We start from the raw sequence: 22,562 nt of genomic DNA on the forward strand, positions 1-22,562 counted from the left end.
AGCACTCTAAATATTGATTTTAAAGGCTGTTCTGTTTTTTTATGAAAATATGTCTACTGTTCAGGTAATTGGATAATAACTTTTGTATATCGATTGAGCTCGCTGTCGATTTTGACGTTTCCTCCGTAGCTTTCAATAATTTTTTTCGCGATGGACAGTCCAAGACCGTTTCCACCCATTTCTCTGGAACGAGATTTATCAACCCGGTAAAATCTATCAAATATATAGGGAATGTCTTCTTCAGGAATGCCTGTGCCGTGATCGATGATTTCCAGCTGGACCATCTTATTTTTCAATGAAGTACGGACAATGATATGCTGGTCTTCTTTATCGTACTTCATCGCATTATCAAGGAAAATCAGCATCATCTGTTCAAACTGATGTCGATTGATTTTCAGCTTAATAGATTTATGGGTGGAATGGAATTCAAAGCGGTAGTCCGGATTCAACTGTGCGAGAGACTTCAATCTGGACTGTATGTCGTCATTGATAAGAATCGTGTCCAGCTCTCTATTATACTGTCCTTGGTTATCTTTAGTGAGCAGCAGAAGCTCCTCCACAAGCTTTGTAATCCGGTTCATTTCATCGAGTGAGATCTCAAGTGATTCGTCCATAATCTCAGGTTTATTTTTACCCCAGCGGTTAATAAGATTCAGATGACCTTGAATAATCTGCAGCGGAGTCCTTAACTCATGCGAAGCATCTTCGACAAACTGTTTCTGCTGATTGAATGATGTTTCAAGCTGCGCCATCATATTGTTGAATGTTTCAATCATATCATCTGTCTCATAATAGCTTTTAGGCAGTGTCAGTTTGTTCTGAAAACCATCCCGCTGAATCTGCTTCATCTGTTCCGAAAGCTTCCGAATCGGCTTCGTGATTTGATTGGAGAAGAAGTAGCTGATAATGGCTGTAATGAATAATGCAGTCAGTCCAAAAACACTGGCGAGCACAAACATATACTGAATGATTGAATGATAGACAGACAGCGGATGGACAATAGTGACAAATCCAGAAGACTGTGCGGTATTGATCGGTGACCTGACGATGATAAAATCCTCATCCTGATGATGTTCCTCTGAGAATTCAACACGTGTTACTGGCTTAAAAGCGGGAGTCAAGGTGATGGATTGATCACTTGACACACTCGTATAAGGTTGTCCTGCCGTATCATAGAAGATCACTTTCTGATGATCAGTGATAGCCGCCCTAATATCAACCGTCGATACTTCTCCTGGATTTCCAGTCACCAGAAGTTTGCCGACATCGACCGTACTTCGTCGTGCACTGTCAAATTCCTGTTCTTTCAAATAAATGCTGATGAAATAAATAATAAAGAAACTGAACAGCATGAAGATAATAAATGTGATGCTTGTTGTAATCAGCGTCCACTTCGTCTTCAGTGATGTAGATTTATTCATCGAATGACATAGCCTACCCCTCTAACGGTTTCAATGATGGACTGCATATGATAAGGTTTAAGTTTGTTTCTCAAATAACGGATATAGACATCCACGACGTTCGTTTCTACTTCACTGTCATATCCCCATACATGTGATAATATCTGCTCGCGTGTCAGTACATGCTTCTGATTTTCTGCCAGCAGTTTCAGCAGTTCGAATTCTGTCTTAGTTAATTCAATCGTCTCATCATCAACACTGACAGTGAATGCATCGAGATTGATCATCAGCCGGTCGATAGTAATCTTAGATTCATGCGACTCATTACGACGCATAATGACGCGTAACCGTGCCAGCAATTCTTCGATATCAAACGGTTTGACAATATAATCGTCCGCTCCGTAGTCGAGACCGATGACTTTGTCATAAGTATCTCCTTTTGCTGTGATCATGATAATCGGTGTTTTTTTAACGTTACGGACTCGTCGGCATACTTCAAGACCATTCATACCAGGCAGCATCAGATCAAGTAATATGCAGTCATAGTCTTGATTCAGAGCACTCTGTAGACCAGAATTTCCATCATTGACGATATCAACCTTGTAATTTTCATGGATCAGTTCTAATTCAATGAACCGCGCTAAATTTTGTTCATCTTCAACTATCAATATCTTTTTCATCATCCGTCTCTCCTTCAATTATTAATCAAATCATAACAATAAATTTTTTTAAATAAAACAAAAAAACCTGACGTTACCGTCAGGTTGATGGGCATAAAGGGGGTTACTAGAAAATGACTCCCGATTAGAGGGGGAACTCTTTTAATTGAGAATCATTGTCAATTAAATTATATCTTATTGAGAATCATTGTCAATTAAATTATGTAAAAAAGTTTGCGCCAATAATATACTGATTACTCCTCCGATAATTCCGGCAATGATATCTGTCGGATAATGAACACCTAAATAAACTCTTGAAGATGAAATCATCATAATACAGAGTACCGAGAGGCCGATAAGATAGGGTTTCAATGGTCCTGTGTGATGTTTATTCAGCAAGTAGATAATACTGCCGAAAAATGCCGTCGAACCCATCGCATGACCACTCGGAAAACTAAATCCAGTAATATCAATCAATCGCAGCAGCGTTGGTCTCTCTCTATCGAAAATATTTTTTAGCAGCGGATTAAGCGTCCCTGAAATAATCATTGCTAGAGCAAAGAATAAGGCATCTATTTTCATCCGTTTCAGCATTAAATAACAGATCACCATAAGAGACATCACCACCATCGCCCAGACTTCCCCAATTTTGGTAAACCCGAGCATAATGGATGTCGTGATAAAGCTCGCAGAAGAATAGATAAATTCGTATACTTCTTTATCAATCCATTTTCCTAGACGGGATTCATGGAAAAATGCGATCATTCCGAAGATCATCGTGAATATGATGATTAAAGTAATCCTTTGTACTCTAGACATAATCGTACTCCTTATCTGGCATCATCCAATATTTTTTGCAGCAGCTCTTCAGGTGTGTACGTCATCTGAGCTTCGTTCATCGCAGCAATGACAGCTGATCGGTCTTCTTCCAATTGATTCAGCTCAGCAATAAGTGATTCACTGGTCAGCTCACTTTCCTGTAAGACGCGTGCATAACCTTGCTGCTCAAACAGTTTCGCATTATCAATCTGATCCCCCCGGCTCTGATCAAGACCAAGCGGAATAAGCAGCATCGGTATTCGGAGACTTAAAAATTCAAAGATAGCATTGGATCCTGCTCTAGAGACAATGGTATCCGTGACAGCAAATAAATGCGGTAATTCTTCTTTGACAAACATAAACTGCTTATAGCCAGGTTGATTAAGTGCGCTGTCTTCCAATCCATTACCTGTGATATGTATGATTTGATAACAGTCAAGCAGTACAGCTAAATGAGTTCTAATGGTCTCATTGATATGCTTAGAACCAAGTGATCCACCCATTACAAGAAGAACTTTTTTTTCGTCATTGAAACCTGTCAGCCTGTATCCTTCATCCTTATTACCGGTAAAAATTTCTTTTCTGACTATTCCGCCCACATAATCCGATTTATCTTCTGGAACATACTTCAATGTTTCTATGAATGTTGTATAGCATTTTGTCGCAAATTTTAGAGAAATTTTATTGGCAAGTCCAGGCGTAACGTCTGATTCATGAATAATCGTCTTGATCTTCAGCATCTTTGCAGCAATGACGACTGGTACCGTGACAAATCCACCTTTTGAAAAAACAATATCAGGTTTTTCTTTGCGTAGTATTCTGTAGGCATCAACGACACCTTTTTGCACTTTGATGATGTCTTTAGCATTCTCCACTGAAAAGTAACGGCGCAGTTTGCCGCTGGATATCCCATAATACTTAACCTCTGGAAATTGTGACGTTATCATTTCTTTTTCAATGCCTGTTTTAGAACCGATATAAATACAGTCAATTTGTTGTCCAACAGCTTCCGGAATTAGAGCCATGTTGACAGCAACATGGCCAATAGTTCCTCCGCCTGTAAAAGCAATCTTCACAGTTTCACCTCAATTATTTCATTGTTTTTATATACTTCACTGCGCCATTCAGCTGAGTATCATTGTCATTTAACTCATCCCTTAATAATTCAGTAAATTTGACAGTAGCATCTCCCGTCATTTGTCCCGTCACAGCTAATCCCTCATCTATCTGGAACTGCTGGATGCTGAGTGTTGTCTCCTCATCAAACGTCTTATCGACCTTACCAGGATCATAACCTAGAGCTTTTAAGCCAGTTTCGAGAGATTTAATTTGAGAGTTAGATTCGCCTTCAACGTATACTTCTTCAGGATCAAGAATATGGATGTTGGCGTATGCCGGCAGTTCTATTTTCTTGTCAGGTGCTATTCCTTTTTTATGAATCCACGTTTTGTCAGGTGTCAGCCATTTCATTTGAGTATACTTCAGCATAGAGTCATCTTTAAACGGCGCAGCTGTTTGAACAATCCCTTTGCCGAATGATTTTGTACCGACGATATCTGCTTTGTCGTGATCATTTAAGGCAGCAGCAAATACTTCAGAGGCACTTGCAGATCCTTCATTCATAATGATGACAGTTGGTAGATCTTCAGTGATTGGATTTACTGGATTCTCAGCTACATATGACTTCGCTTTCTTGTCGTTAGCCTCTGTATAGAAGAGGACATCTCCTTTGTCGATGAACTCATTGGCCATTTTACTGGCTTCCTCAAGATAGCCGCCAGGATTATTACGAAAATCAAGAATCAGTTTCTTCATGCCTTCCTGATCCATTTTCTTCAGTGCTTTGTTGAATTCTGCCGCAGTTCCTTCCTGGAATTTAGTCACGGTAATAAGCGCCACTTTATTTTTCAGCATTTTAGTTTCAACACTATTCAAATGGATGGTATCTCTTTTGATTTTGACATCGAATGGATCATCTGTTCCACGCTTGATTGTCAATGTCACTGTCGTTCCTTCTTTGCCACGAATTTTTTTGACGACATCGACACTTGACATACCTTTAGTGCTCTTACCATTGATTTCCACAATCTCATCGTTAGCCTGAATACCTGCCTTGTCAGCCGGTGCCCCTTTAATTGGGCTGGTAATAATGATCTTATCACCTTCTTCACCCATTTCAGCACCGATACCTTGGAAATCGCCGCTCATGGAATCACTAAATTCCTCCTGCTCGGATTTGGTCATATATTCACTGTATGGATCATCAAGACCATTAACCATTCCCTTAATCGCACTATCTACTAACTTTTCTTTGTCCACTTCTTTGTAATACTGAGAGTTCAGCGTATCGTATACCTGGTACAACTTGATAAATTCCGCCCGTTTTGGAGACTGTTGATTATATACATTATCGATACCGCCCAGCATTGCGAAAGCTGTCACAGCTGCAGTGACAATGATAGCTGTCAACAGCAGCATTATAAATCTGAAAAGACTGATGGTTACTTTTTTTTCCTTGCCTTCTACCTCATGCTCTTTATGCTCATTATTCAAATTTTTCACATCCAAATTAATTTATAAGTCATTTTATCAATATAACGATTAAAACGAAAGTTTTCTACATAAAAAGACACTTCAATAATGGAATTTCCATTCATTTGAAGTGTCTTAAATGAGCTGTTAAAACTTGCGCCATTCCTCGTACTGTTCATAAAGGTCATCAAAAACCGACAGCTGCATCTGAGCCGAGCCATAAGTCTCAATGTAATCTGACAGACTGTGATAGTCTGCTTCGTCCTTAGGGAACATCAAATCGTTGAATACTTCATCAGCAAAATCACCTTTTGACCCTTTAGCGCCTCTCAGCGTAAGAATATACTGATAAAAGGAAAATGATTTGCTCATTAGTTGACTTCTATTTTAAGGACAGTGGATGTGCCTTTGATCAGCTGGGCAGTATCAACAATGTCAATTTGTTTGATCACATCACTGTTCGTGATAATAACAGGTGAAATAGCTGATGAAGCTTTCTGCTTGATCAGCTCAATATCAAATTCCACAAGTTCATCACCGACAGAGACTTTATCTCCCGCTTTGACTTTAGTTGTGAATCCTTCACCATTCATGGCGACAGTTTCAAGTCCGATATGCAGCAGCAACTCAAGTCCATTCGCTGCTTTTAGTCCGATGGCATGTTTTGTCGGGAAGACATTGACGACTTCACCTTCAATCGGTGCTACTAATTTACCTTCCGCAGGATCGATACCAAATCCTTTACCCATCATTTCTTGGGCAAACACTGGATCTGGAATATCTGCTAGTTTAACGTAGTTGCCAGAAATCGGTGCTTTAACTTCAATGGTTTTTGGAGCTTCTTCACCTTTACCAAATAATTTTTTGAACATATGCCAGGTCTCCTTCACATGATAGTTATGATTTGAAATGTCCTATAAGGTCACTATACCCTAATTCTTCAAGTTTATCGTACGGAATAAACTGAACGGCTGCTGAATTAATACAGTAGCGTAGTCCACCGGTTTCTTTAGGACCATCATTGAACACATGACCTAAGTGACTATTTGCTGAATCACTTCTGACTTCAGTTCTCACCATCCCATGGGATTTATCAACGAGTTCAATTATCTCATCATCTGACAAGGCTTTGGAGAAGCTGGGCCAGCCGCAGTTGGATTCAAATTTTTCTTCAGAAGTAAACAATGGCTTTCCACTAATTTTATCAACATAGATCCCTTTTTCAAAATGATTCCAATATTCGTTTTGAAAAGGCGGTTCTGTGCCGTTCTGCTGAGTGACGATATATTCCAGTTCATTCAAGTCATCTATATTCTTCTTAAGCATTTGAATTCCCCCAGTGCTGTTGTATGAACGCTTTTCTGCCAGAGCGTTCCTGATAGTTCTGATAATGGCCAGGATCTTTCTGGTAGTAATCCTGATGGTAATCTTCTGCTGGATAGAAATTTTTGTAAGGAATGACCGGTGTCACAATCGGACTGCTGAAAATATGTTTTGCATCCAGCTCTTCAATCAGTGCATGGGCTGTCTCCTGCTGCACGCTGTCATGATAGAAAATAGCGGGCTCATAGCTTTCCCCGCGGTCATAGAATTGTCCGGCCGCATCGGTCGGATCAAACGTCTTGAAGAATACTTCCAGTACTTCTTTATATGAGATGACCGTCTCATCAAAAGTAATCTGCACCGCTTCACGGTGACCGGTCGTATTGGAGCACACTTCCTTGTATGTCGGATTCTCAACATGTCCTCCGCTGTAACCTGAGATTACTGATTCTACTCCGTCATACTGATGAAACGGTTTGACAAGACACCAGAAACAGCCTCCTGCTAATGTTGCTACTGCCATAAATATCACTCCTTTATTGTTATGTTAAAGTGCCAGCCTGCCTGATTAATATGAGTAAGCTCCAAACTAGCAGCCTGAAATTCAATAGGTGGCATTTCATAATAAAAACATTCATTTTTAACATCTAATGAAACATTATCCGGCAGATCACCAAACTGCTTAATGACATTTAATGTCTGTTTTTTGGACAATGGCAGCTTGGCTACTTTGACTTTGTCTATATCCAGTCTAAGTTTATTATGACCAATGACAACAGGTGTCGTCAAAATATTTGTTTTTACCGGTTGTCCAAGAAATTCACTGTTCTGTATGATTTTCAGCTGATCACCCGACAGGATCTGCTGTGTTGTTGTTGTGTTCTGCTGCTGTATGAAGTGATTGATTATCTCAGGCTTCAGCGTCACCGTATTGCTACTTTCAAGCGGTCGCTCTTCTTCTACTTGAAATGATTCAGGAGTTTCAGTCAACAGCTGATTCAACCACAGTCCGGTAATGATATTGAACAACAGAAGGCCCGCAAATAGTATCATCCATAGGTTGAACTTAAACAGCTGTGTCATCCAAATAGTCCTGAATTTGTTTTTTGACGTCATCAGCGACTTGCTGCAGCGATTTTTCTTTGAAAATGTCAGGTGACAACGGCTCAAATATATTAATATTGACGTGGCCAGGGACCATGCGTTTACTGTCGTACTGCTCCATTATCTTTGACGTACCGCTGATCGCCACTGGGATGATCGGAACGTGTGCCGATTTTGCGAGCTTGAACGAACCTGATTTGAATTCGCCTAATCCGTTGCCTTTACTTCGACTACCTTCCGGGAAGATCATAACGCTGTGTCCTTCCTTGAGCGAAGCAACGCCGTCTTTAATCATCTGCAGTGACGACCGGCGATTTGACCGGTCAAGATAAATACAGTTAAGCAGCATCATCCAGCGATGAAGAAACGGGATTTTTTTGACTTCAATTTTTGAGACAAAACCAAAAGGCTTGTCAATCGCATGAATCAGTACAGGAATGTCAAAGTTTCCTTCGTGGTTGCTGACAAATAGCACAGGTTGACCATTATCCACATTATTGCCGGTCACTGTCACAGTAACTCCTGCACTATTCAGTACACGGCGTGCCCAGTTTTTAGCCATCAATGCTGTATAGCGGTCTTTTTCATTGACGGTAGTCAGCAATTGTTGATTGCGTTCCATTTCATTGACTTTAGTAGTTGCGAGTGCCGCATAACCGACAATCACACCAAGGGTTTTGATCATTCTAAACATTATTTCTCCTAACGAGATGCATGAATTTGTGCGGTGGCTGATTATTGTCAACCGATCCTTCTTCAATAGACTGAACATTCCAGTCATTAAATGAATACTGAGGAAAGAACGCATCTCCCATATATTTTTCTTCAATTACCGTGATATACATATCATCCACCATATCCATGGTCTGTTCGTATAGATTCTGCCCACCAAATATGAAGACGTGACCTTCAAGTTCAGCAATGTCATCAAGGGAATGAATGACTTCAATTCCTGGGGCATTAAACGATTGATCCCTGGTCAGTACAACATTACGACGATTAGGTAATGGTTTACCGAGGGAAAGATAAGTATGTCGCCCCATGACGATTGTGTGATTTGTCGTTAACTGTTTGACTCGTTTCAAGTCGTCGGGGAGGTGCCATGGCATTTTGTTGTCATAGCCGATCACTAAATTCTGGTCGTGACATACAATAGTTGATAACATATGGATCTCCTTTATACGGCGATAGGTGCCTTGATTGAGGGATGTGCTTTGTAATTTTTAACTGACAAATCTTCATATTCCAGATCGAACAGTGATTTATCAGAGAGTATTTCGAGCTGCGGCGGTGCAAATGACTCGCGGGACAGCTGCTCTCTAACCGCTGCGATATGATTGCTGTATATATGAGCGTCGCCCATCGTATGGACAAATTCTCCGACCTCAAGATGACATTCTTTTGCCACTAAGTGTGTCAGCAGACTGTAACTTGCGATATTGAACGGTACACCAAGAAAGACATCAGCACTGCGCTGATAAAGCTGACAACTCAGTTTACCGTCCTGCACATAAAATTGAAACAAAGTATGGCAGGGCGGTAAAGCCATCGTATCGATTTCACCAGGATTCCAGGCAGAAACAATATGCCGCCTTGATGACGGATTGGATTTGATATTGTCAACGACATCCTTCAGCTGGTCAGTCATCCGGTCTTTCGTTTCAAAATGACGCCATTGTTTGCCGTAGACGTTGCCAAGATCTCCATACGTCTTCATAAAATCATCATCCGTCAGTATTAACTGCTTGAACTGTTCAAGCTGCTGCTGATACTGTTCATTAAATGCTTGATCTTGAAGTGACCGATGTCCGAAATCGGTCATATCAGGACCTTTGTAATCGTCACTCTCCACCCATTTTTTAAATGCCCATTCGTTCCATATATTATTGTTATACTGCAGCAAATAACGGATGTTGGTATCTCCTTTGATGAACCAGATGAGTTCAGTAGCGATCAGTTTGAACGAAACTTTCTTAGTCGTCAACAGCGGAAATCCTTGTGCCAGATCAAAACGCATCTGATGACCGAATTTTGATAATGTCCCGGTCTGTGTCCGGTCCTCTTTTTCGCGACCAGTCGCCAGTATCTCTTCACAAAGTTCATGATACACTTTATCAAATGAATTCATACGTCCACCTCTTTCATAATTTTGTACTATACTTTATAATACATTTAGATGAATCATAAATAAACGATAAATTTACACCTATAAGTTTGTCGTTATATTGGAGGCAGAACAAATGGAAGAAGTTATGGTTGTATCAGGTTTATTCTTATTACTCGCATACATGATCAGCATGATGATCACTGAATAGTTCAACGCTCTACTGAAAAATGTGTAGCCGTCAGATGGCTTCACATTTTTTTATTGACTAAAATTCCAAAATGACTTTTCGAACTTCTTCTGACAGTGACTTGAAATCCATATCGCTTGAACAGAGGACTTCTGAAATGGGCCTTTAACACGACACACCGGGCACGTTGAACAATATCCATTAAATGATCATGATCATGACGAGCGGTATATCTGCTTAATACCTGCATTCCTGACTGCTGACTGACTGTCGTCTCAAACATCGGATCCACATATACTACATCTGCACTAGCGATGACTTCATCCGCTGCTGAACCGTAATGAAAATGAATACGTTTTGTTAAGTCAATATCATAATATTGTTGTATCCCATGCTTAATGACGAAATAAATCAAAGGATTGATTTCATAAGCATGAAATTCTGCTTGTTTCATCAGCTGAACCATGAGCATGAGATCATTACCCATGCCCATCGTTGCATCGACAATCACAGCCTGCTCATTGAGTGAAACCGGCATGATGTCTATAAGCGGAGGCACTTCACGATACTTATTAAAACGTTTCAGCTTGAAGTTCATCGTATTCTCATGATAGACAATTTTGTCATCTGCTGAAAAATAGAGCACTGGAAGCTTTTGACCTATAACGATAACAGGAGAATCGTCGTTTTTAAAAAAATCCTTAATCGTCATTTTGCGTCGTTCGACTAGTTCTATCGACAGTTCAGACTCCAGCATCCTGAGTTCTGCTGCTGCCTCCTCCATCTTCAAAAAAATCACATCATCGGTCTTAACCGGTGATGTGATCCTCACTTTATTGACAGTGCTCATCGAAAGCGTCCTTGATATCCATACAGATTTCTTCAATCGGTCGTCCTTCAATATGCTCACGCGGCATAAAATATTTCAGTTCCTTACCTTTGAATAATGCCATTGACGGACTTGATGGCACTTGACCGATATATTGACGCATTAGCTCTGTTGCTTCTCTATCCTGTCCTGCAAAGACAGTGACAGCCGCATCTGGTTTATGGTCATTCTGCTGTGCTACAGTGACTGCAGCGGGTCGTGCAAGTCCCGCTGCACAGCCACATACTGAATTGACGACAACAAATGTCGTCGTATCATCGCTTAATGTGTTGAAGTAAGCAGCGACTTCTTCCTCTGTTTCAAGTGATTGAAACCCTTGATTCGTCAGTTCACTTCTCATCGGCATTGCCAGTTGTTTCATATATTCTTCATATGCATTCATTTCATTACTCCTTCTCTCTGTTCGCCATCTGCTTCCATACGGATCCGACCGCTTCCTCACCCTTGCTAATTCGTTCCGCCGCCATTCGTGACTGCAGTCTCACTTCAAACGCAGGATCATCCAGATGTTTTTCAAGATAAGGCAGACTTGATTCATCTCCCTCATCATAGATGAACATTGCAGCACGCCATCTTACCGTCGGATGTTTGTCATCCAGCGCCTCATGCATCAATGGCAGACTCTCTTTAAATCCAAGATCGCTGAGCGTGTCACCCGCCGTACGACGGATGGTCAAATTCTTGTCCGTCATAGCCTTGTGTAATAACGGCAGCACAGCTTCCCCGCCGATAAGTCCGAGGAATACAATCCCTAATCTGCGCAATTGTGGTTTGTCATCCTGCATGACGACTTCTAGAAACGGAATATCTGATGGATCCGGTTCAGAGAAATGATCCAGCATCCGGTATCTTTCCTGCCAGTCAGGTTCATTCAAATAATCTTCAACGGCTGTTCTTTTAAGTTCTTTCTCTTTAATGACATACTCTTTGTGTTGTGCTGCTTCAACTAATTGTCTCAGACGCTCTTCAGGAAACAAGGCGTCGATTTCCTCTATTACAGACTGAATGATTTCATCAACATTGCCGTAACGTATGCCAAAATGAACCCATTTTCTCAGGAAAACAACGTTGTCATCATCCAGCTGTGACTCAAGCATCGCATCAATGAAACGCAGATCAAGCTGTTTCCGCTTTTCACCTTCGACGTTTGTCACTTTCAGTTGGTATGGAATATCCTTAAATGTAAGCAGTTCGACTGTATGTTCCCCTGTATCCATCTGTAGTTCAGGGTCGACTGAAAGTTCTTCATCAAAGAGCTGTTTGATCTGCGGCAGCAGCTGCTCCCAATTTGCTTTTGGAGCCTTATCTACTGAAATGAAGTCCATCACATGAAAGACGGACTGAATGTCTTCAATAGCCAGCAGTTCATTGATGAAAGCAGGATTACTGCCGTCTACTGTTCGATATGTTCTGCTTTTATTATCGTCCCGCTGATAATCCAGAACAATTTTTAATGTATTGGGACTTGGTGTAGGTTCTATTTTTAATATTTTCATGTTGTAACTCCTTATTGAAGATTATTGCCCCACTGCTTAATCTGGAGGCCGACAGAGCATTTAGAAATACAATATGCATGAGCTGCCGTCTTACTTTCTTTGCGCAGCGTTTTCTTGATTAAACAGTGATGGCAGTAGTGATCTTCAAGTTGATTGATTTTTTTTACAGTCTCAGCTGTCGTTTTCACTTGACCACCTCACTCATGATTATAGCAGATAACATCCGGACTGTAATTGACCTTGCTTAAATTGAAAAGCTCCCCTATAATTGAAAAGTTGAATTATAAAAGGAGGGATCCATTTGTCCAATGAGTTAATCGCAGTACTCGCGTTTTTTGCAACATTCATCAGCTTGATTATCATGTATCGATTCTTTGGAAAAAGTGGTTTATTTGTATGGGTAGCCATCGGTACTGTCATCGCAAACATTCAAGTGACTAAAACTATAGAAATATTCGGTATAACAGCCACACTCGGCAATATATTGTTTGCCTCAATTTATCTCGCGACAGACATTTTGAATGATATTTACGGAAGAAAGACAGCGAAACGAGCAGTATGGCTGGGATTCGTCTCTGTCATCGTCATGGTGCTGTTAATGTCTATCTCAGTGATGTTCAAACCTGCTGAATCGGATATTGCTCAACAAAGCATGGAAACATTATTTGCTGTCGTGCCAAGAATTGCGCTCGGTTCTATTATTGCCTATATTATCGGTCAGTATTTTGACGTCTATATTTTCAACTTCATCAAGAAGTATTTTTCAAGTGATAGAACATTTATTGTCCGTGCCTACGGGAGTACAGCTATCAGTTCGATTATAGATACAGCACTTTTTACATTGATTGCTTTTTATGGCTTGATGCCGAATGCTGTTCTGTTTGAAATATTTTTGACGACTTATCTCTTTAAATTAATCACTACCATCTGTAACGTACCATTTGGTTATATGGCCAAATCTATCGCGAAAGATGTCGACGATCATGGCTCAACTCTTCATTGATGCAGCCACAAAGCAGAATCCGTTCGAAAGTAGTATCGGTTTCGTGATTAAAGATGACACTCAAGTTCTCGAATTCGGTCGTTATTTGGGGGCTGTTGATAATCACGAAGCAGAATGGACAAGTTTGATTGAAGGGATTAAGCAGGCCCAACTGCTACGTATTCAGACATTGATCATTAAAAGTGATGCGAAAGTGGTTGTCGATTCAGTCAATAAGTCATATACTAAAAATCCAAAATTCAAACCATATCTTGATCAGTTCAAACAACTGGAGCAGCACTTTGAGCTCATACTGATTGACTGGATTCCACGTGAGCAGAATAAGCACGCAGACCATATCGCACGCTACTATTTGAATCAATAAAACGAGGTACTATCATAGATAGTACCTCGTTTTATTCTACAGCTTACTGAGGAAGTTAGCTGCCACCTTTAATTCATACTGCTCACATATCGAACACATTTGATCGATGTCCATCGTATAGGGCATAGAAGCAATAATATGTGTAAGATCGAGCGGGACTTCTGTATGTATTGCTGCCAGTTGCTGACTAATCAGCAGATCTTCATAAAATGTATCGATTTTATTCTGCTGTCCTTTTGGCAGCTGTCCCTTATGCACAATAGTTTGTTCAACAGAACCATATGTCTGAATAAATTTAAGCGCGGTCTTCTCACCGATTCCCTTAACGCCGGGATAGCCGTCAGAGGTGTCTCCCATAAAGGCTTTGACATCAATCAGCTGCGGTGGTTCAATCCCATATTCTTCACGGAAGCGGTCAGCTGTATATTTATTATATTCTGTGAATCCTTTTTTGATGAGCCATATATCAATATGATCATCCAGCAGCTGCAGCAGGTCACGGTCCCCGCTGATTACGGTCACTTTGAACTGTCCGTTCAGCTGTTTCGCTATCGTACCGATGACATCATCAGCCTCATAATTTTTGACACCGATATTAAAGAAGCCGAGCTCTGCTGATAATCGTTGAACCATATCAAACTGTGGATTCAGTTCAACAGGAGGCGCAGGTCGATGTGCTTTGTACTGCGCTGCAATGTCATTCCTAAAAGTCGTCGCCCCCATGTCCCACGTGATGATGACATGATCTGCCTCGGTATCTTTAATGGCACTGGCAACATGTCTGATGAATCCTTGTACACCGTTAGTCGGAATGTCTTCTGAATTTCGCATAAAATGATGATTCATTGCAGTTGCAAAATAATGTCGGAACAACAATGCCATGCCATCAACAATTAATAAATTTTCCATAGTTTACCCTCTTTCAATGTCATCAGCATGATGGAATATCCATTCTGAATAGCTCCCTGGATATAACTTGACCGGATGGCCGAGTGATGTCAGTGCAGCAAACAGCGGTGATGCTGACAATCCAGAGCCGCAGTAGACGATGGCTGTGTGTCCTTGCACTGTTTTGTCCAGTTCTTCTAAGCCGTCTTCAGAATGAAATACCTTCTTATAATGGATGTTCACTGCTCCAGGTATTCTCCCTGGAATACGATCAATCGGCTCTATTTCACCAAGATACCTCTGTTCTTCACGCGCATCGATCAGTATGCCAGTCGCCTCTCTGACTTCCGCTCGAGACGCAATGAGTTCTGATCTGATAGATTCAGGCTCAATGTGCTCAAGCATCTCTATTGCTGAGAAATAGTCCTCTGCACTCAGACAACTTGTCTCTTTTGGCAGGGTCATCTGTTCATATCCTTCTCTGATGATAAGACAAGGTAAACCGACAAGTGTACAGAGAAAGAAAAACCGGGCCGCCATAAATCCTTCATGGTCATCATAACAGACCGCTGTTTTTCCCTCACTCTGTTCTGTAACAAAGCTATAAAACTGAGTCAGGTCAGGTAATGGATGCCTGCCTTCTTCCGGTCTATCTTTGTCATAGAGGAGTGGATAGCCAGAAACAAATACAGCATGTCTTATATGTGATTTGTTAAACAAATAAAGACTGTCCTCGACATTGTCCATCACATTTCTGCAGTCAAACAACTGGTGTTCCTTGCAGTCATAATGTTCACTATTTAGCCAGACTTCCATAGAATCACCCCTGTATCGCAGCACGAATTTGTGTCACAACGCGATCATCCAGCTGCTGTGATTGTCGTTTTGCGATATCTGCAAGAACTTGTTCATTATTGCCTGTCCAGACGACAGCTAGTTCCTGCTGTCTCTCTATTAAGTAATCAGTCATTGCCAGACGATACTCTGATAATTTACGCGATAATAGCTTAAGAGATGCCTCGTGAATTTGTTCATAGAGGTCATTCGCTGCCTCTTTCGTCCGGTAATTTCTTGAACTGGCTTTTATATTCATCACGCCGAGTCGGACATCGACGAAGGATTCATTGAGTTGAATCAGCTTCATCTCAGCTATATCACTAATCAAATGATGTTCCAGCAAGTTTTGTCTTATCATGCTTGAATGATTCATCACTGCCTGGTGAAATGCATGATTGAGTCGTGGGGAGATCATTGAGAGCTCTTCTTCCAGTTGGTTGGACAACTGATTCAAATATCCCGTAGTATCAGCTATCGTTCGTCTGTTGTAATAAGTTTTAATTAGATCATACAGCTGAATTTTAAAACGATCCATTAAATAAGTAAGCTGTTCCAAAAGCTCCTGCTTCACTTGATCAATACTCGTATGGATGACGTCAACTTGATAAGGCAGCTGCTGCTCAAGCTGTTTGTAGTAAGCTTTATCATTTGCTTCTTCTGCTTTTGCCTTTTCAAAATTGTCGACGATAAATGTCGCATGCGCTTGAAGCTTGCTGACACCGCGCTCAAACTGAACGATTTTCTGTGTCTTACTGTCGACTTGTGAAAAACGATCCACGGCCTGCTTGAATAGTGAGAACTGATGGTCGGATTGTTCTAAAGCCTGCCTGCTGGACAGCTGGAATAAAGTTGCCGGCACATTCAGCTGCACAAGTTCCGTCTTAAAATAATTGACGACTTGGTCGATTTCCTGTTCATTTCTGGCAAGGTCAATAGCATTGACGACATAGAACGTCTCACTATCCTCACTCAAAATCTGAAGTTCATTCAAATATGAAATAAATGCTTTATCACTTTCCGTAAAAACATGATTGAAATACGATACATAAATCAGCAGATCGCTATCAGCAATAATTTCTGTTGTCTCATTCGTATGACGCATGTTCGTTGAACCGATACCTGGAGAGTCAATGATGATCTTATCACGGAGAAACTCATTATCATACTGCAGATATATTCTGTCGACAAATGCCGAATGCGCATCAACAGCTGTAAATTTCACGACGTCGTCTTCATTGATGTCAATCACATCACCGGTCATCACATACTGTGAATACTGATTATAATTTTCTTTCAGTGCGTGAATAAATTTTTTGTATTGATGATCGAGAACCGGCTGTTCGTTGTCATATATTTTAAGCCAGCCTGCAATCGTCTCTTCATAAATCCCCACCGTACGACCGATTTTGTTGAGTTCACCAAGCAGCATATCAACTGTTTTGAACTTCATGGTATGCTGATGGCCATAGCTGATTTCTGTAATCGCTGCAGTTGTTGGATTAGGAGATGAGACAAGTTTCTTTTCTCCAAGCAGTGCATTGATCAATGAACTCTTGCCGGCACTGAACGCACCGAACACGACGATACGAGTGACATCATTATGAATACGGGAGAGCTGTTGCATCAGCCGGGTATATGTATCTTTGAAGTAATCAATCGATTCAAACTGCTTCAATACCTCTACCGAGTCATCTATTGCGATTTGATGAGACACTTTGTGCTGCAGTGTTTGTTGCTCTGCCGCCGGCTGACTATCCAGCGTTAGTTCGACTAAATGCCGGTCGATGAGCTGGTCAATGGATTCATCAGTATGAATATAATAATGACGGTAATTTTCAGTCGTCAATGAATCGATCAGATCAATATTCTTTTCGTATTGGTCAATCAGATGAAGTTCACCGCTATCATCAGATGAATGGATGCGTGTATCATCGAGCTGGCTGATGAAATCATCGATGACGGATTTATTACGACGGATGACATCCTGCTCAATGAATTTCTTCAGCTGGTCAGTATAATTCTGGACATAATCATTAGTCACAAGTGCTTGAGATTTCATCTGTCCTATTACAGTTTCTTCAGTGATTTGATACGTATAACCTTTGTATGTGTTGATCCAGTCACTGTTTTTTGTGTACTTAGCATAATTTTGATACAACGTTCGTATATGAAAGTTCACCTGTTTTTCAATGGACTCATTGAGCGCCGTTAACACGGCAGTCATTTTGTCATGTTTCAGCTGCTCTCTCTTTTTTTCTTTGCCGAATAATCCGCTCACCTTATAATCTGGTGCATAGACTTCCAGCAGCCCACGAATCAGTTCTCTGATTTCGAAAGGAATGATATAGGCATTCTTTAAAATCTCTCTGATCTGTTCAACAATTGCTTGACGCGTCGAGTCGTCATCTTTAAATATGGCCTGCTCTGCACTTAACTGAGATTGTTCAATCATTCTCGCTTTGTAAGCGTCATATGCGTCTGCCTCAATATCAAATTGCTCCAGCAGATCTTGTTGCTGAGATTGCAGAAAACGCAGCTGCTCTGACGTAATATATGAAACAATACGTTCAAAGAACTCGGCTGCACTTCTATCCAATAGTGTCTGATTGTTCATGAGCTCCTGTTTCAGCCGGTCGAATTGATTCAGTGGATGTTCATATATTGAAGTCAAATAGAGCGCTTCCAGCTGAATGTTCCATAATTCAATATTGGAGCGAATGGCCGACTTAAACTGGTCCATCGTCACTTCCTGTTCATCGTGCTTGTCGATTTGATTGACCACTAGAATCAACGGAACTCCGAGCGTATTCAATCGCTTCATTTCTTTGAAGTTTTTCTCTGATTCCACATGATTATATTCAACCGTGTAGATAATGAGATCACTCGTCAACAAATACTTCATCGTATTTTCTTCATGATTACTATATGTTGCATCGATTCCCGGTGTATCTTGTAACGTCAATCCATTGACGAGCTGCGGTGCACGATGTTTGATTTCGACAGATTCAATGCGCTGGTTTACGGTATTGATTTTCTTGACAGTATCGTAGTCACTGACAACCGCGTATTCATGGTTTTCGAGGTTAACAATAATTGCTTCTTCCTCACTGATGGTAATTTGCGCTGAGTTACTTGTCGTTGGAACAGGTGAACTCGGCAGAATATCTTCATCGAGTAATTTATTAATCAGTGACGATTTGCCAGAGGAGAAATGTCCGACAAAACTGATGATTTTTTTATCTTCATAGACTTTCTTAATGATTTCATTGATTTGAGCAACGAGCAGCGCGTTGCTTGATTTTTCCACTTCTTTTTTGAGCTTGTAGAGTAAATCAATTTTCTGTTTAACGTCCATGTCAATCCCCTAACTTTGTTGTTATCTTTTACCCCAGTACTGATAATAAGTACATTCAAGATACCCATTGAATAGTTTTCGTCGTTTCGTCGCTTTCTGTCCGATGAGCACTTCAAAGTCTTTGTAGCTGGTCATGATATACAATGACCATTTGTCATGGCGCTTGATAAGTTCCCCTAAATAGCGATACATCGCTTCTACTTCATGACGTTCTCCGATACGCTCACCATACGGCGGGTTCCCGACAATCACACCTTTTTCAGCAGCTAAAGTTAAATCATGCACATTCAACTGCTTAAAGTTGATAATATCTGCAAACCCTACTTCTGCTGCATTATTCTTGGCAATTTCAATCATTTTAGGATCAATGTCACTTGCCTGCACTGAAATTTCTTTATCGTAATCTGCTGCATTTTCAGCTTTGATCCGTTCTTCCTCGTACATCCCATCAGGAATGATATCCCATGATTCACTAGCGAAATCCCGATTGAAGCCCGGTGCAATATTCTGCGCGATCATCGCCGCCTCAATAGCAATCGTACCTGAGCCGCAGAACGGATCGATAAATGGCGTATCCCCTTTCCAGTTAGATAACAGCACTAAAGCTGCTGCAAGAGTTTCTTTCATCGGCGCTTCACCTTGTGCAAGACGATAGCCCCGTTTATGCAGGCCAGCTCCCGAAGTATCGATAGTCAGCAGCACTTCGTCTTTCAATATGGAAACTTCTACTTTATAGAGTGCGCCGTTCTCATCAAGCCAGCCTTGTTTGTGATAAGCTTTTTTCAGACGTTCGACAATCGCTTTTTTAACAATCGCCTGACAGTCCGGCACACTGTGCAGGACTGACTTCACACTTTTCCCTGAAACCGGGAAGCTCCCGCTGTCAGAAATAATATCTTCCCACGGCAGTTTACGCGTTCCTTCAAACAACTGATCAAACGTTGTCGCCTTGAACCGTCCGACCACTATCTTCACGCGATCTGCACTTCTCAACCATAAATTAGACTGCACGATTGCTCTCGCATCACCTTGATATAACACACGGCCGTTCTCGGTCTCTGTGTCAAAGCCGAGTGCCTGAACTTCTTTTGCAACCACTGATTCAATTCCCATCGGCGTTGTCGCTAATAATTGGTACATAATTTTCTCCTTTATTATAAGTTTACATAATATTATTATCATAATTATAAAATCAAAAAAATAATTCTTTTACATCATATCATTTTTTGACCATTCTGATGACAAATAAAAAAGCTCTCCTTAACGGGAGAGCTACTAGAAAGATATCTCTGTAAGCCATGTTCTGTTCCTTAGTACTGCTAGCGAGTCTAGTCACTCTCGTACGCCGGTGATAATCATCTGTCTGTATGTAACCATACCTCTTCTATACGTTCATTTCCGCTAGAAAAGTGCTCCTACCAAATTTGGATTGCTCACTCGAGGGGTTTACCGCGTTCCACCTTTTTTATTTCTAAAAAAGCTACGTCACTGTGGCACTTTCAAACTACTTAAACCATATCCAAAGACTTAGGTCTGTTCGTTGCCGTCAAATTAATGCCCTGGCTTATGATTTCGCCAGGCACGATCACTACAGCCATCTCAGGTCTGTGTGAGCATGGACTTTCCTCTATATACAACGTATATAGCGATTATCCGAGATATCTTCACAATTATTTCTTATTATAGCACAACATTTAAAAAAATACTATTTCCCGAAGACTGCTTTTTCAAGATTAGAAATTCTTTTCAGCAGATCATAGTTGTTCTGTTGACCCCCACTATCCTGTCTACCAGTAGCCACTCGTACTCTCAAATCTTCTACTTCTCGTTTTAATTTTTTGTTTTCGTCCATCACTTTGATCAACTGGTTGTTTAAATCTCCCATTTTTTGATAGTCTGCAATGATATCATCAAGAAAACTGTCGACATCTTCAGGTTTGAATCCACGAATCATCGTTCTTTCAAATTCTTTTTCGTAAATATCTTTAGCAGATAATTTCAATGTTAAATCATCCATAATTACACCTCATCCATTCTCCCATTGATTACTTAAATAATCGTTGATGAACACTGAAATATCATCAAGCGAAATGATATCCATAGTATAGTCATTTTCATCCGCAAAATCAACGACGGCTCTCACCGTATACTTTGGGCTGCCCTCTCTGTCATCATCATAAATAATCACAGCACCTTCCGTGTTATTCAAGATAAAATCTGTAGCAGCCTTAAACATATAGCCGCCTTGATACGGTTGTTCGAATACAGTTGAAACAAAGTCAGCACCACTCATGATTTTATCATAGTATCGTTGATTGTCTTCATTCCATTTAGATGTATGGTCTAAAAACGGAGTGATAACTGCAAGTTTCAAACCGTAGTTCTTCTTTAAGCGGATCGCCGCTTCACCGGCCCACAGTTCCATCCCTAACTGACCGCTGATAATAACCCATTCTAGACCTTCTTCAGCATACTGCCTCAGTCTTTCTTGAAGAAATAATTTTAAATATTTGACTTCCGGCTGTGCATTGTTGTAGATATTGAGCTCAAAGGGCTTATAGCCCGTGACATAGAGCGTCTTCATCCAGCCGACTGCCTTTCGATATAGTGAAGATCATGCTGCACTGCTTTGAACTGATCAATAAATACTTTTTTACTCGTCTTCTCGAAGAAACAGGAGACGGACAACTCTCTTAAGTGAGATATCATTAAATCCAGCTTCAGAGGATTCATCAGCTTCATGTCAATGATATCGTCTTTATATTTCAGAACATCGTTAATATGTGCATCGATCCGTTCTGTGAACGGCTGAATATCAATAACAAAATTAAATGACTGCCCTTGTTTTGCTGATACAAATACTTCCTCTATCTCTTCCAGATCTTTAATTAAAAAAACAATACATTCATGTAACATTAGGCGTCACCTCTCTTAAGATATGGTAGAATCGACTATATGTCTATAATACTAGAAAATCGGGATGATATGGAATGGTAAACTATCCGAACGGAAAAAAACATACAACTAAAGACTTAGTTACAACACGTCAGAAAAATAGTAAGATTGAATATGGTAAACGCGGTATGTCGTTTGAAGAAGCGATAGATAAAACGAATCAATATTATATCACTCACCAAATCGCAGTCATCCATAAGAAGCCGACACCTGTACAGATTGTTAAAGTCGATTACCCGATGCGCAGCAAAGCAGTGATAAAGGAAGCTTACTTTAAAACGCCTTCCACTACTGACTATAATGGCATCTATAGCGGTCACCATATTGATTTTGAAGCAAAGGAAACACATAATAAGACAAGTTTTCCACTTCAGAATCTGCATCCGCATCAAATTGACCATATGAATCAAGTGGCTGCTCAAGGAGGCATTTGTTTCCTACTGATTCATTTTTCTCATTGGGATGATGTCTATCTACTCCCTTTCAATCAGCTGATGGTGTACTGGGACCGTTATATGAAAGGCGGTAGAAAATCAATTACTTTAACTGAAATTAAGAACGATGGTATATTGATACCGTATGAGTATCTACCTAGGCTCGATTATTTGGCAGCCTTGAACTTGAAACGTGAGAGTGAGGATTAA

27 protein-coding genes and 1 other RNA gene are annotated in these 22,562 nt (G+C 40.6%); 3 read left to right on the forward strand and 25 right to left on the reverse strand.

Annotated elements, in window-relative coordinates:
• Positions 1-53 precede the first annotated feature (53 nt).
• From AC3IPL_RS05455 to AC3IPL_RS05535, 17 genes are all read right to left on the reverse strand, one after another.
• On the reverse strand, positions 54-1,421 hold the full coding sequence (locus tag AC3IPL_RS05455; protein ID WP_489239602.1) for a HAMP domain-containing sensor histidine kinase: 1,368 nt from the start codon (positions 1,419-1,421) through the stop codon (positions 54-56).
• On the reverse strand, positions 1,418-2,080 hold the full coding sequence (locus AC3IPL_RS05460; protein ID WP_489242284.1) for a response regulator transcription factor: 663 nt from the start codon (positions 2,078-2,080) through the stop codon (positions 1,418-1,420). The genes AC3IPL_RS05455 and AC3IPL_RS05460 overlap by 4 nt, the downstream gene beginning before the upstream one ends.
• Positions 2,081-2,254: 174 nt before the next feature.
• Entirely contained in the window at positions 2,255-2,878 is a 624-nt protein-coding gene (locus tag AC3IPL_RS05465; RefSeq protein WP_489239604.1) for a phosphatase PAP2 family protein, read from the reverse strand.
• A gap of 11 nt (positions 2,879-2,889) precedes the next feature.
• Complete coding sequence (gene murG, locus AC3IPL_RS05470; protein ID WP_489239606.1) at positions 2,890-3,954, reverse strand: undecaprenyldiphospho-muramoylpentapeptide beta-N-acetylglucosaminyltransferase; 1,065 nt, start codon at positions 3,952-3,954, stop codon at positions 2,890-2,892.
• A 13-nt stretch (positions 3,955-3,967) separates the two neighbouring features.
• Positions 3,968-5,431: a S41 family peptidase gene (locus tag AC3IPL_RS05475; RefSeq protein ID WP_489239608.1), complete on the reverse strand. Its 1,464-nt coding sequence runs from the start codon at positions 5,429-5,431 to the stop codon at positions 3,968-3,970.
• Between the two features lie 126 nt (positions 5,432-5,557).
• Entirely contained in the window at positions 5,558-5,782 is a 225-nt protein-coding gene (locus AC3IPL_RS05480; protein ID WP_489239609.1) for a YozE family protein, read from the reverse strand.
• On the reverse strand, positions 5,782-6,282 hold the full coding sequence (locus AC3IPL_RS05485) for a PTS sugar transporter subunit IIA (protein ID WP_489239611.1): 501 nt from the start codon (positions 6,280-6,282) through the stop codon (positions 5,782-5,784). Before AC3IPL_RS05485 ends, AC3IPL_RS05480 begins: the two co-directional genes overlap by 1 nt.
• Before the next feature lie 25 nt (positions 6,283-6,307).
• Positions 6,308-6,736 carry a peptide-methionine (R)-S-oxide reductase MsrB gene (msrB, locus tag AC3IPL_RS05490; protein WP_489239613.1) on the reverse strand — a complete coding sequence of 143 codons (429 nt, stop codon included), beginning with the start codon at positions 6,734-6,736 and terminating at the stop codon, positions 6,308-6,310.
• Positions 6,729-7,256: a peptide-methionine (S)-S-oxide reductase MsrA gene (gene msrA, locus AC3IPL_RS05495; RefSeq protein WP_489239615.1), complete on the reverse strand. Its 528-nt coding sequence runs from the start codon at positions 7,254-7,256 to the stop codon at positions 6,729-6,731. Before msrA ends, msrB begins: the two co-directional genes overlap by 8 nt.
• Positions 7,257-7,261: 5 nt before the next feature.
• On the reverse strand, positions 7,262-7,816 hold the full coding sequence (locus AC3IPL_RS05500) for a DUF2140 family protein (protein WP_489239617.1): 555 nt from the start codon (positions 7,814-7,816) through the stop codon (positions 7,262-7,264).
• Complete coding sequence (locus AC3IPL_RS05505) at positions 7,800-8,531, reverse strand: lysophospholipid acyltransferase family protein (protein WP_489239619.1); 732 nt, start codon at positions 8,529-8,531, stop codon at positions 7,800-7,802. Before AC3IPL_RS05505 ends, AC3IPL_RS05500 begins: the two co-directional genes overlap by 17 nt.
• Positions 8,524-9,003 (reverse strand): dihydrofolate reductase, encoded by a 480-nt coding sequence (locus AC3IPL_RS05510; protein WP_489239621.1) that lies wholly within the window; start codon positions 9,001-9,003, stop codon positions 8,524-8,526. The genes AC3IPL_RS05505 and AC3IPL_RS05510 overlap by 8 nt, the downstream gene beginning before the upstream one ends.
• 11 nt (positions 9,004-9,014) lie before the next feature.
• Positions 9,015-9,965, reverse strand: coding sequence for a thymidylate synthase (locus AC3IPL_RS05515; protein WP_489239623.1), 951 nt, complete (start codon positions 9,963-9,965; stop codon positions 9,015-9,017).
• Between the two features lie 227 nt (positions 9,966-10,192).
• The gene (locus tag AC3IPL_RS05520) at positions 10,193-10,981 is read right to left on the reverse strand and encodes a class I SAM-dependent methyltransferase (protein WP_489239625.1); all 789 of its coding nucleotides are present in this window, start codon (positions 10,979-10,981) and stop codon (positions 10,193-10,195) included.
• Entirely contained in the window at positions 10,965-11,402 is a 438-nt protein-coding gene (locus AC3IPL_RS05525) for a BrxA/BrxB family bacilliredoxin (RefSeq protein ID WP_489239626.1), read from the reverse strand. Before AC3IPL_RS05525 ends, AC3IPL_RS05520 begins: the two co-directional genes overlap by 17 nt.
• 4 nt (positions 11,403-11,406) lie before the next feature.
• Positions 11,407-12,516, reverse strand: coding sequence for a conserved virulence factor C family protein (locus tag AC3IPL_RS05530; protein ID WP_489239628.1), 1,110 nt, complete (start codon positions 12,514-12,516; stop codon positions 11,407-11,409).
• 11 nt (positions 12,517-12,527) lie between these two features.
• Positions 12,528-12,704 carry a zinc-finger domain-containing protein gene (locus AC3IPL_RS05535; RefSeq protein ID WP_489239630.1) on the reverse strand — a complete coding sequence of 59 codons (177 nt, stop codon included), beginning with the start codon at positions 12,702-12,704 and terminating at the stop codon, positions 12,528-12,530.
• A 113-nt stretch (positions 12,705-12,817) separates the two neighbouring features.
• On the opposite strand from AC3IPL_RS05535, the gene AC3IPL_RS05540 reads away from it, so the two are divergent.
• Both AC3IPL_RS05540 and AC3IPL_RS05545 read left to right on the forward strand, forming a co-directional pair.
• A complete protein-coding gene (locus tag AC3IPL_RS05540) occupies positions 12,818-13,519 on the forward strand; it encodes a queuosine precursor transporter (RefSeq protein ID WP_489239632.1) in 702 nt (233 codons plus the stop codon).
• Positions 13,500-13,883 (forward strand): ribonuclease HI family protein, encoded by a 384-nt coding sequence (locus tag AC3IPL_RS05545; RefSeq protein ID WP_489239634.1) that lies wholly within the window; start codon positions 13,500-13,502, stop codon positions 13,881-13,883. The genes AC3IPL_RS05540 and AC3IPL_RS05545 overlap by 20 nt, the downstream gene beginning before the upstream one ends.
• A 36-nt stretch (positions 13,884-13,919) precedes the next feature.
• Here the strand turns inward: AC3IPL_RS05545 and AC3IPL_RS05550 are convergent, their stop codons facing one another.
• The 8 genes from AC3IPL_RS05550 to AC3IPL_RS05585 form a co-directional block, all read right to left on the reverse strand.
• Positions 13,920-14,792 (reverse strand): 5'-3' exonuclease, encoded by an 873-nt coding sequence (locus AC3IPL_RS05550; RefSeq protein WP_489239636.1) that lies wholly within the window; start codon positions 14,790-14,792, stop codon positions 13,920-13,922.
• Positions 14,793-14,795: 3 nt separating this feature from the next.
• Positions 14,796-15,587 carry a sulfurtransferase gene (locus AC3IPL_RS05555; RefSeq protein WP_489239637.1) on the reverse strand — a complete coding sequence of 264 codons (792 nt, stop codon included), beginning with the start codon at positions 15,585-15,587 and terminating at the stop codon, positions 14,796-14,798.
• 4 nt (positions 15,588-15,591) lie between these two features.
• Entirely contained in the window at positions 15,592-18,963 is a 3,372-nt protein-coding gene (locus AC3IPL_RS05560; protein ID WP_489239639.1) for a dynamin family protein, read from the reverse strand.
• Positions 18,964-18,984: 21 nt separating this feature from the next.
• The gene (locus AC3IPL_RS05565; protein ID WP_489239641.1) at positions 18,985-20,103 is read right to left on the reverse strand and encodes a THUMP domain-containing class I SAM-dependent RNA methyltransferase; all 1,119 of its coding nucleotides are present in this window, start codon (positions 20,101-20,103) and stop codon (positions 18,985-18,987) included.
• Between the two features lie 147 nt (positions 20,104-20,250).
• An RNA gene (gene rnpB / locus AC3IPL_RS05570) (RNase P RNA component class B) lies at positions 20,251-20,624 on the reverse strand.
• A gap of 44 nt (positions 20,625-20,668) precedes the next feature.
• The gene (locus tag AC3IPL_RS05575; protein ID WP_489239643.1) at positions 20,669-20,980 is read right to left on the reverse strand and encodes a DivIVA domain-containing protein; all 312 of its coding nucleotides are present in this window, start codon (positions 20,978-20,980) and stop codon (positions 20,669-20,671) included.
• 9 nt (positions 20,981-20,989) lie between these two features.
• The gene (locus AC3IPL_RS05580; RefSeq protein ID WP_489239644.1) at positions 20,990-21,547 is read right to left on the reverse strand and encodes an SLOG family protein; all 558 of its coding nucleotides are present in this window, start codon (positions 21,545-21,547) and stop codon (positions 20,990-20,992) included.
• Positions 21,544-21,879 carry a DUF1798 family protein gene (locus tag AC3IPL_RS05585; protein ID WP_489239646.1) on the reverse strand — a complete coding sequence of 112 codons (336 nt, stop codon included), beginning with the start codon at positions 21,877-21,879 and terminating at the stop codon, positions 21,544-21,546. Before AC3IPL_RS05585 ends, AC3IPL_RS05580 begins: the two co-directional genes overlap by 4 nt.
• Before the next feature lie 74 nt (positions 21,880-21,953).
• Between AC3IPL_RS05585 and recU the strand changes: the two genes are divergently transcribed.
• Positions 21,954-22,562: a Holliday junction resolvase RecU gene (gene recU, locus AC3IPL_RS05590; protein WP_489239648.1), complete on the forward strand. Its 609-nt coding sequence runs from the start codon at positions 21,954-21,956 to the stop codon at positions 22,560-22,562.

It is taken from the genome of Macrococcus sp. GL_134 (genome assembly GCF_057834705.1).

What these genes read in the sequence shown, in the direction of transcription:
- recU (WP_489239648.1), top strand. Translation starts at nt 21,954, where the DNA reads ATGGTAAACTATCCGAACGGAAAAAAACATACAACTAAAGACTTAGTT.
- AC3IPL_RS05460 (WP_489242284.1), bottom strand. Translation starts at nt 2,080, where the DNA reads ATGAAAAAGATATTGATAGTTGAAGATGAACAAAATTTAGCGCGGTTC.
- AC3IPL_RS05520 (WP_489239625.1), bottom strand. Translation starts at nt 10,981, where the DNA reads ATGAGCACTGTCAATAAAGTGAGGATCACATCACCGGTTAAGACCGAT.
- AC3IPL_RS05575 (WP_489239643.1), bottom strand. Translation starts at nt 20,980, where the DNA reads ATGGATGATTTAACATTGAAATTATCTGCTAAAGATATTTACGAAAAA.
- AC3IPL_RS05550 (WP_489239636.1), bottom strand. Translation starts at nt 14,792, where the DNA reads ATGGAAAATTTATTAATTGTTGATGGCATGGCATTGTTGTTCCGACAT.
- AC3IPL_RS05530 (WP_489239628.1), bottom strand. Translation starts at nt 12,516, where the DNA reads ATGAAAATATTAAAAATAGAACCTACACCAAGTCCCAATACATTAAAA.
- AC3IPL_RS05525 (WP_489239626.1), bottom strand. Translation starts at nt 11,402, where the DNA reads ATGAATGCATATGAAGAATATATGAAACAACTGGCAATGCCGATGAGA.
- AC3IPL_RS05465 (WP_489239604.1), bottom strand. Translation starts at nt 2,878, where the DNA reads ATGTCTAGAGTACAAAGGATTACTTTAATCATCATATTCACGATGATC.
- AC3IPL_RS05555 (WP_489239637.1), bottom strand. Translation starts at nt 15,587, where the DNA reads ATGGAAGTCTGGCTAAATAGTGAACATTATGACTGCAAGGAACACCAG.
- AC3IPL_RS05500 (WP_489239617.1), bottom strand. Translation starts at nt 7,816, where the DNA reads ATGACACAGCTGTTTAAGTTCAACCTATGGATGATACTATTTGCGGGC.
- msrB (WP_489239613.1), bottom strand. Translation starts at nt 6,736, where the DNA reads ATGCTTAAGAAGAATATAGATGACTTGAATGAACTGGAATATATCGTC.
- msrA (WP_489239615.1), bottom strand. Translation starts at nt 7,256, where the DNA reads ATGGCAGTAGCAACATTAGCAGGAGGCTGTTTCTGGTGTCTTGTCAAA.
- AC3IPL_RS05510 (WP_489239621.1), bottom strand. Translation starts at nt 9,003, where the DNA reads ATGTTATCAACTATTGTATGTCACGACCAGAATTTAGTGATCGGCTAT.
- AC3IPL_RS05505 (WP_489239619.1), bottom strand. Translation starts at nt 8,531, where the DNA reads ATGTTTAGAATGATCAAAACCCTTGGTGTGATTGTCGGTTATGCGGCA.
- AC3IPL_RS05560 (WP_489239639.1), bottom strand. Translation starts at nt 18,963, where the DNA reads ATGGACGTTAAACAGAAAATTGATTTACTCTACAAGCTCAAAAAAGAA.
- AC3IPL_RS05455 (WP_489239602.1), bottom strand. Translation starts at nt 1,421, where the DNA reads ATGAATAAATCTACATCACTGAAGACGAAGTGGACGCTGATTACAACA.
- AC3IPL_RS05545 (WP_489239634.1), top strand. Translation starts at nt 13,500, where the DNA reads ATGGCTCAACTCTTCATTGATGCAGCCACAAAGCAGAATCCGTTCGAA.
- AC3IPL_RS05480 (WP_489239609.1), bottom strand. Translation starts at nt 5,782, where the DNA reads ATGAGCAAATCATTTTCCTTTTATCAGTATATTCTTACGCTGAGAGGC.
- AC3IPL_RS05580 (WP_489239644.1), bottom strand. Translation starts at nt 21,547, where the DNA reads ATGAAGACGCTCTATGTCACGGGCTATAAGCCCTTTGAGCTCAATATC.
- AC3IPL_RS05515 (WP_489239623.1), bottom strand. Translation starts at nt 9,965, where the DNA reads ATGAATTCATTTGATAAAGTGTATCATGAACTTTGTGAAGAGATACTG.
- AC3IPL_RS05485 (WP_489239611.1), bottom strand. Translation starts at nt 6,282, where the DNA reads ATGTTCAAAAAATTATTTGGTAAAGGTGAAGAAGCTCCAAAAACCATT.
- AC3IPL_RS05585 (WP_489239646.1), bottom strand. Translation starts at nt 21,879, where the DNA reads ATGTTACATGAATGTATTGTTTTTTTAATTAAAGATCTGGAAGAGATA.
- AC3IPL_RS05565 (WP_489239641.1), bottom strand. Translation starts at nt 20,103, where the DNA reads ATGTACCAATTATTAGCGACAACGCCGATGGGAATTGAATCAGTGGTT.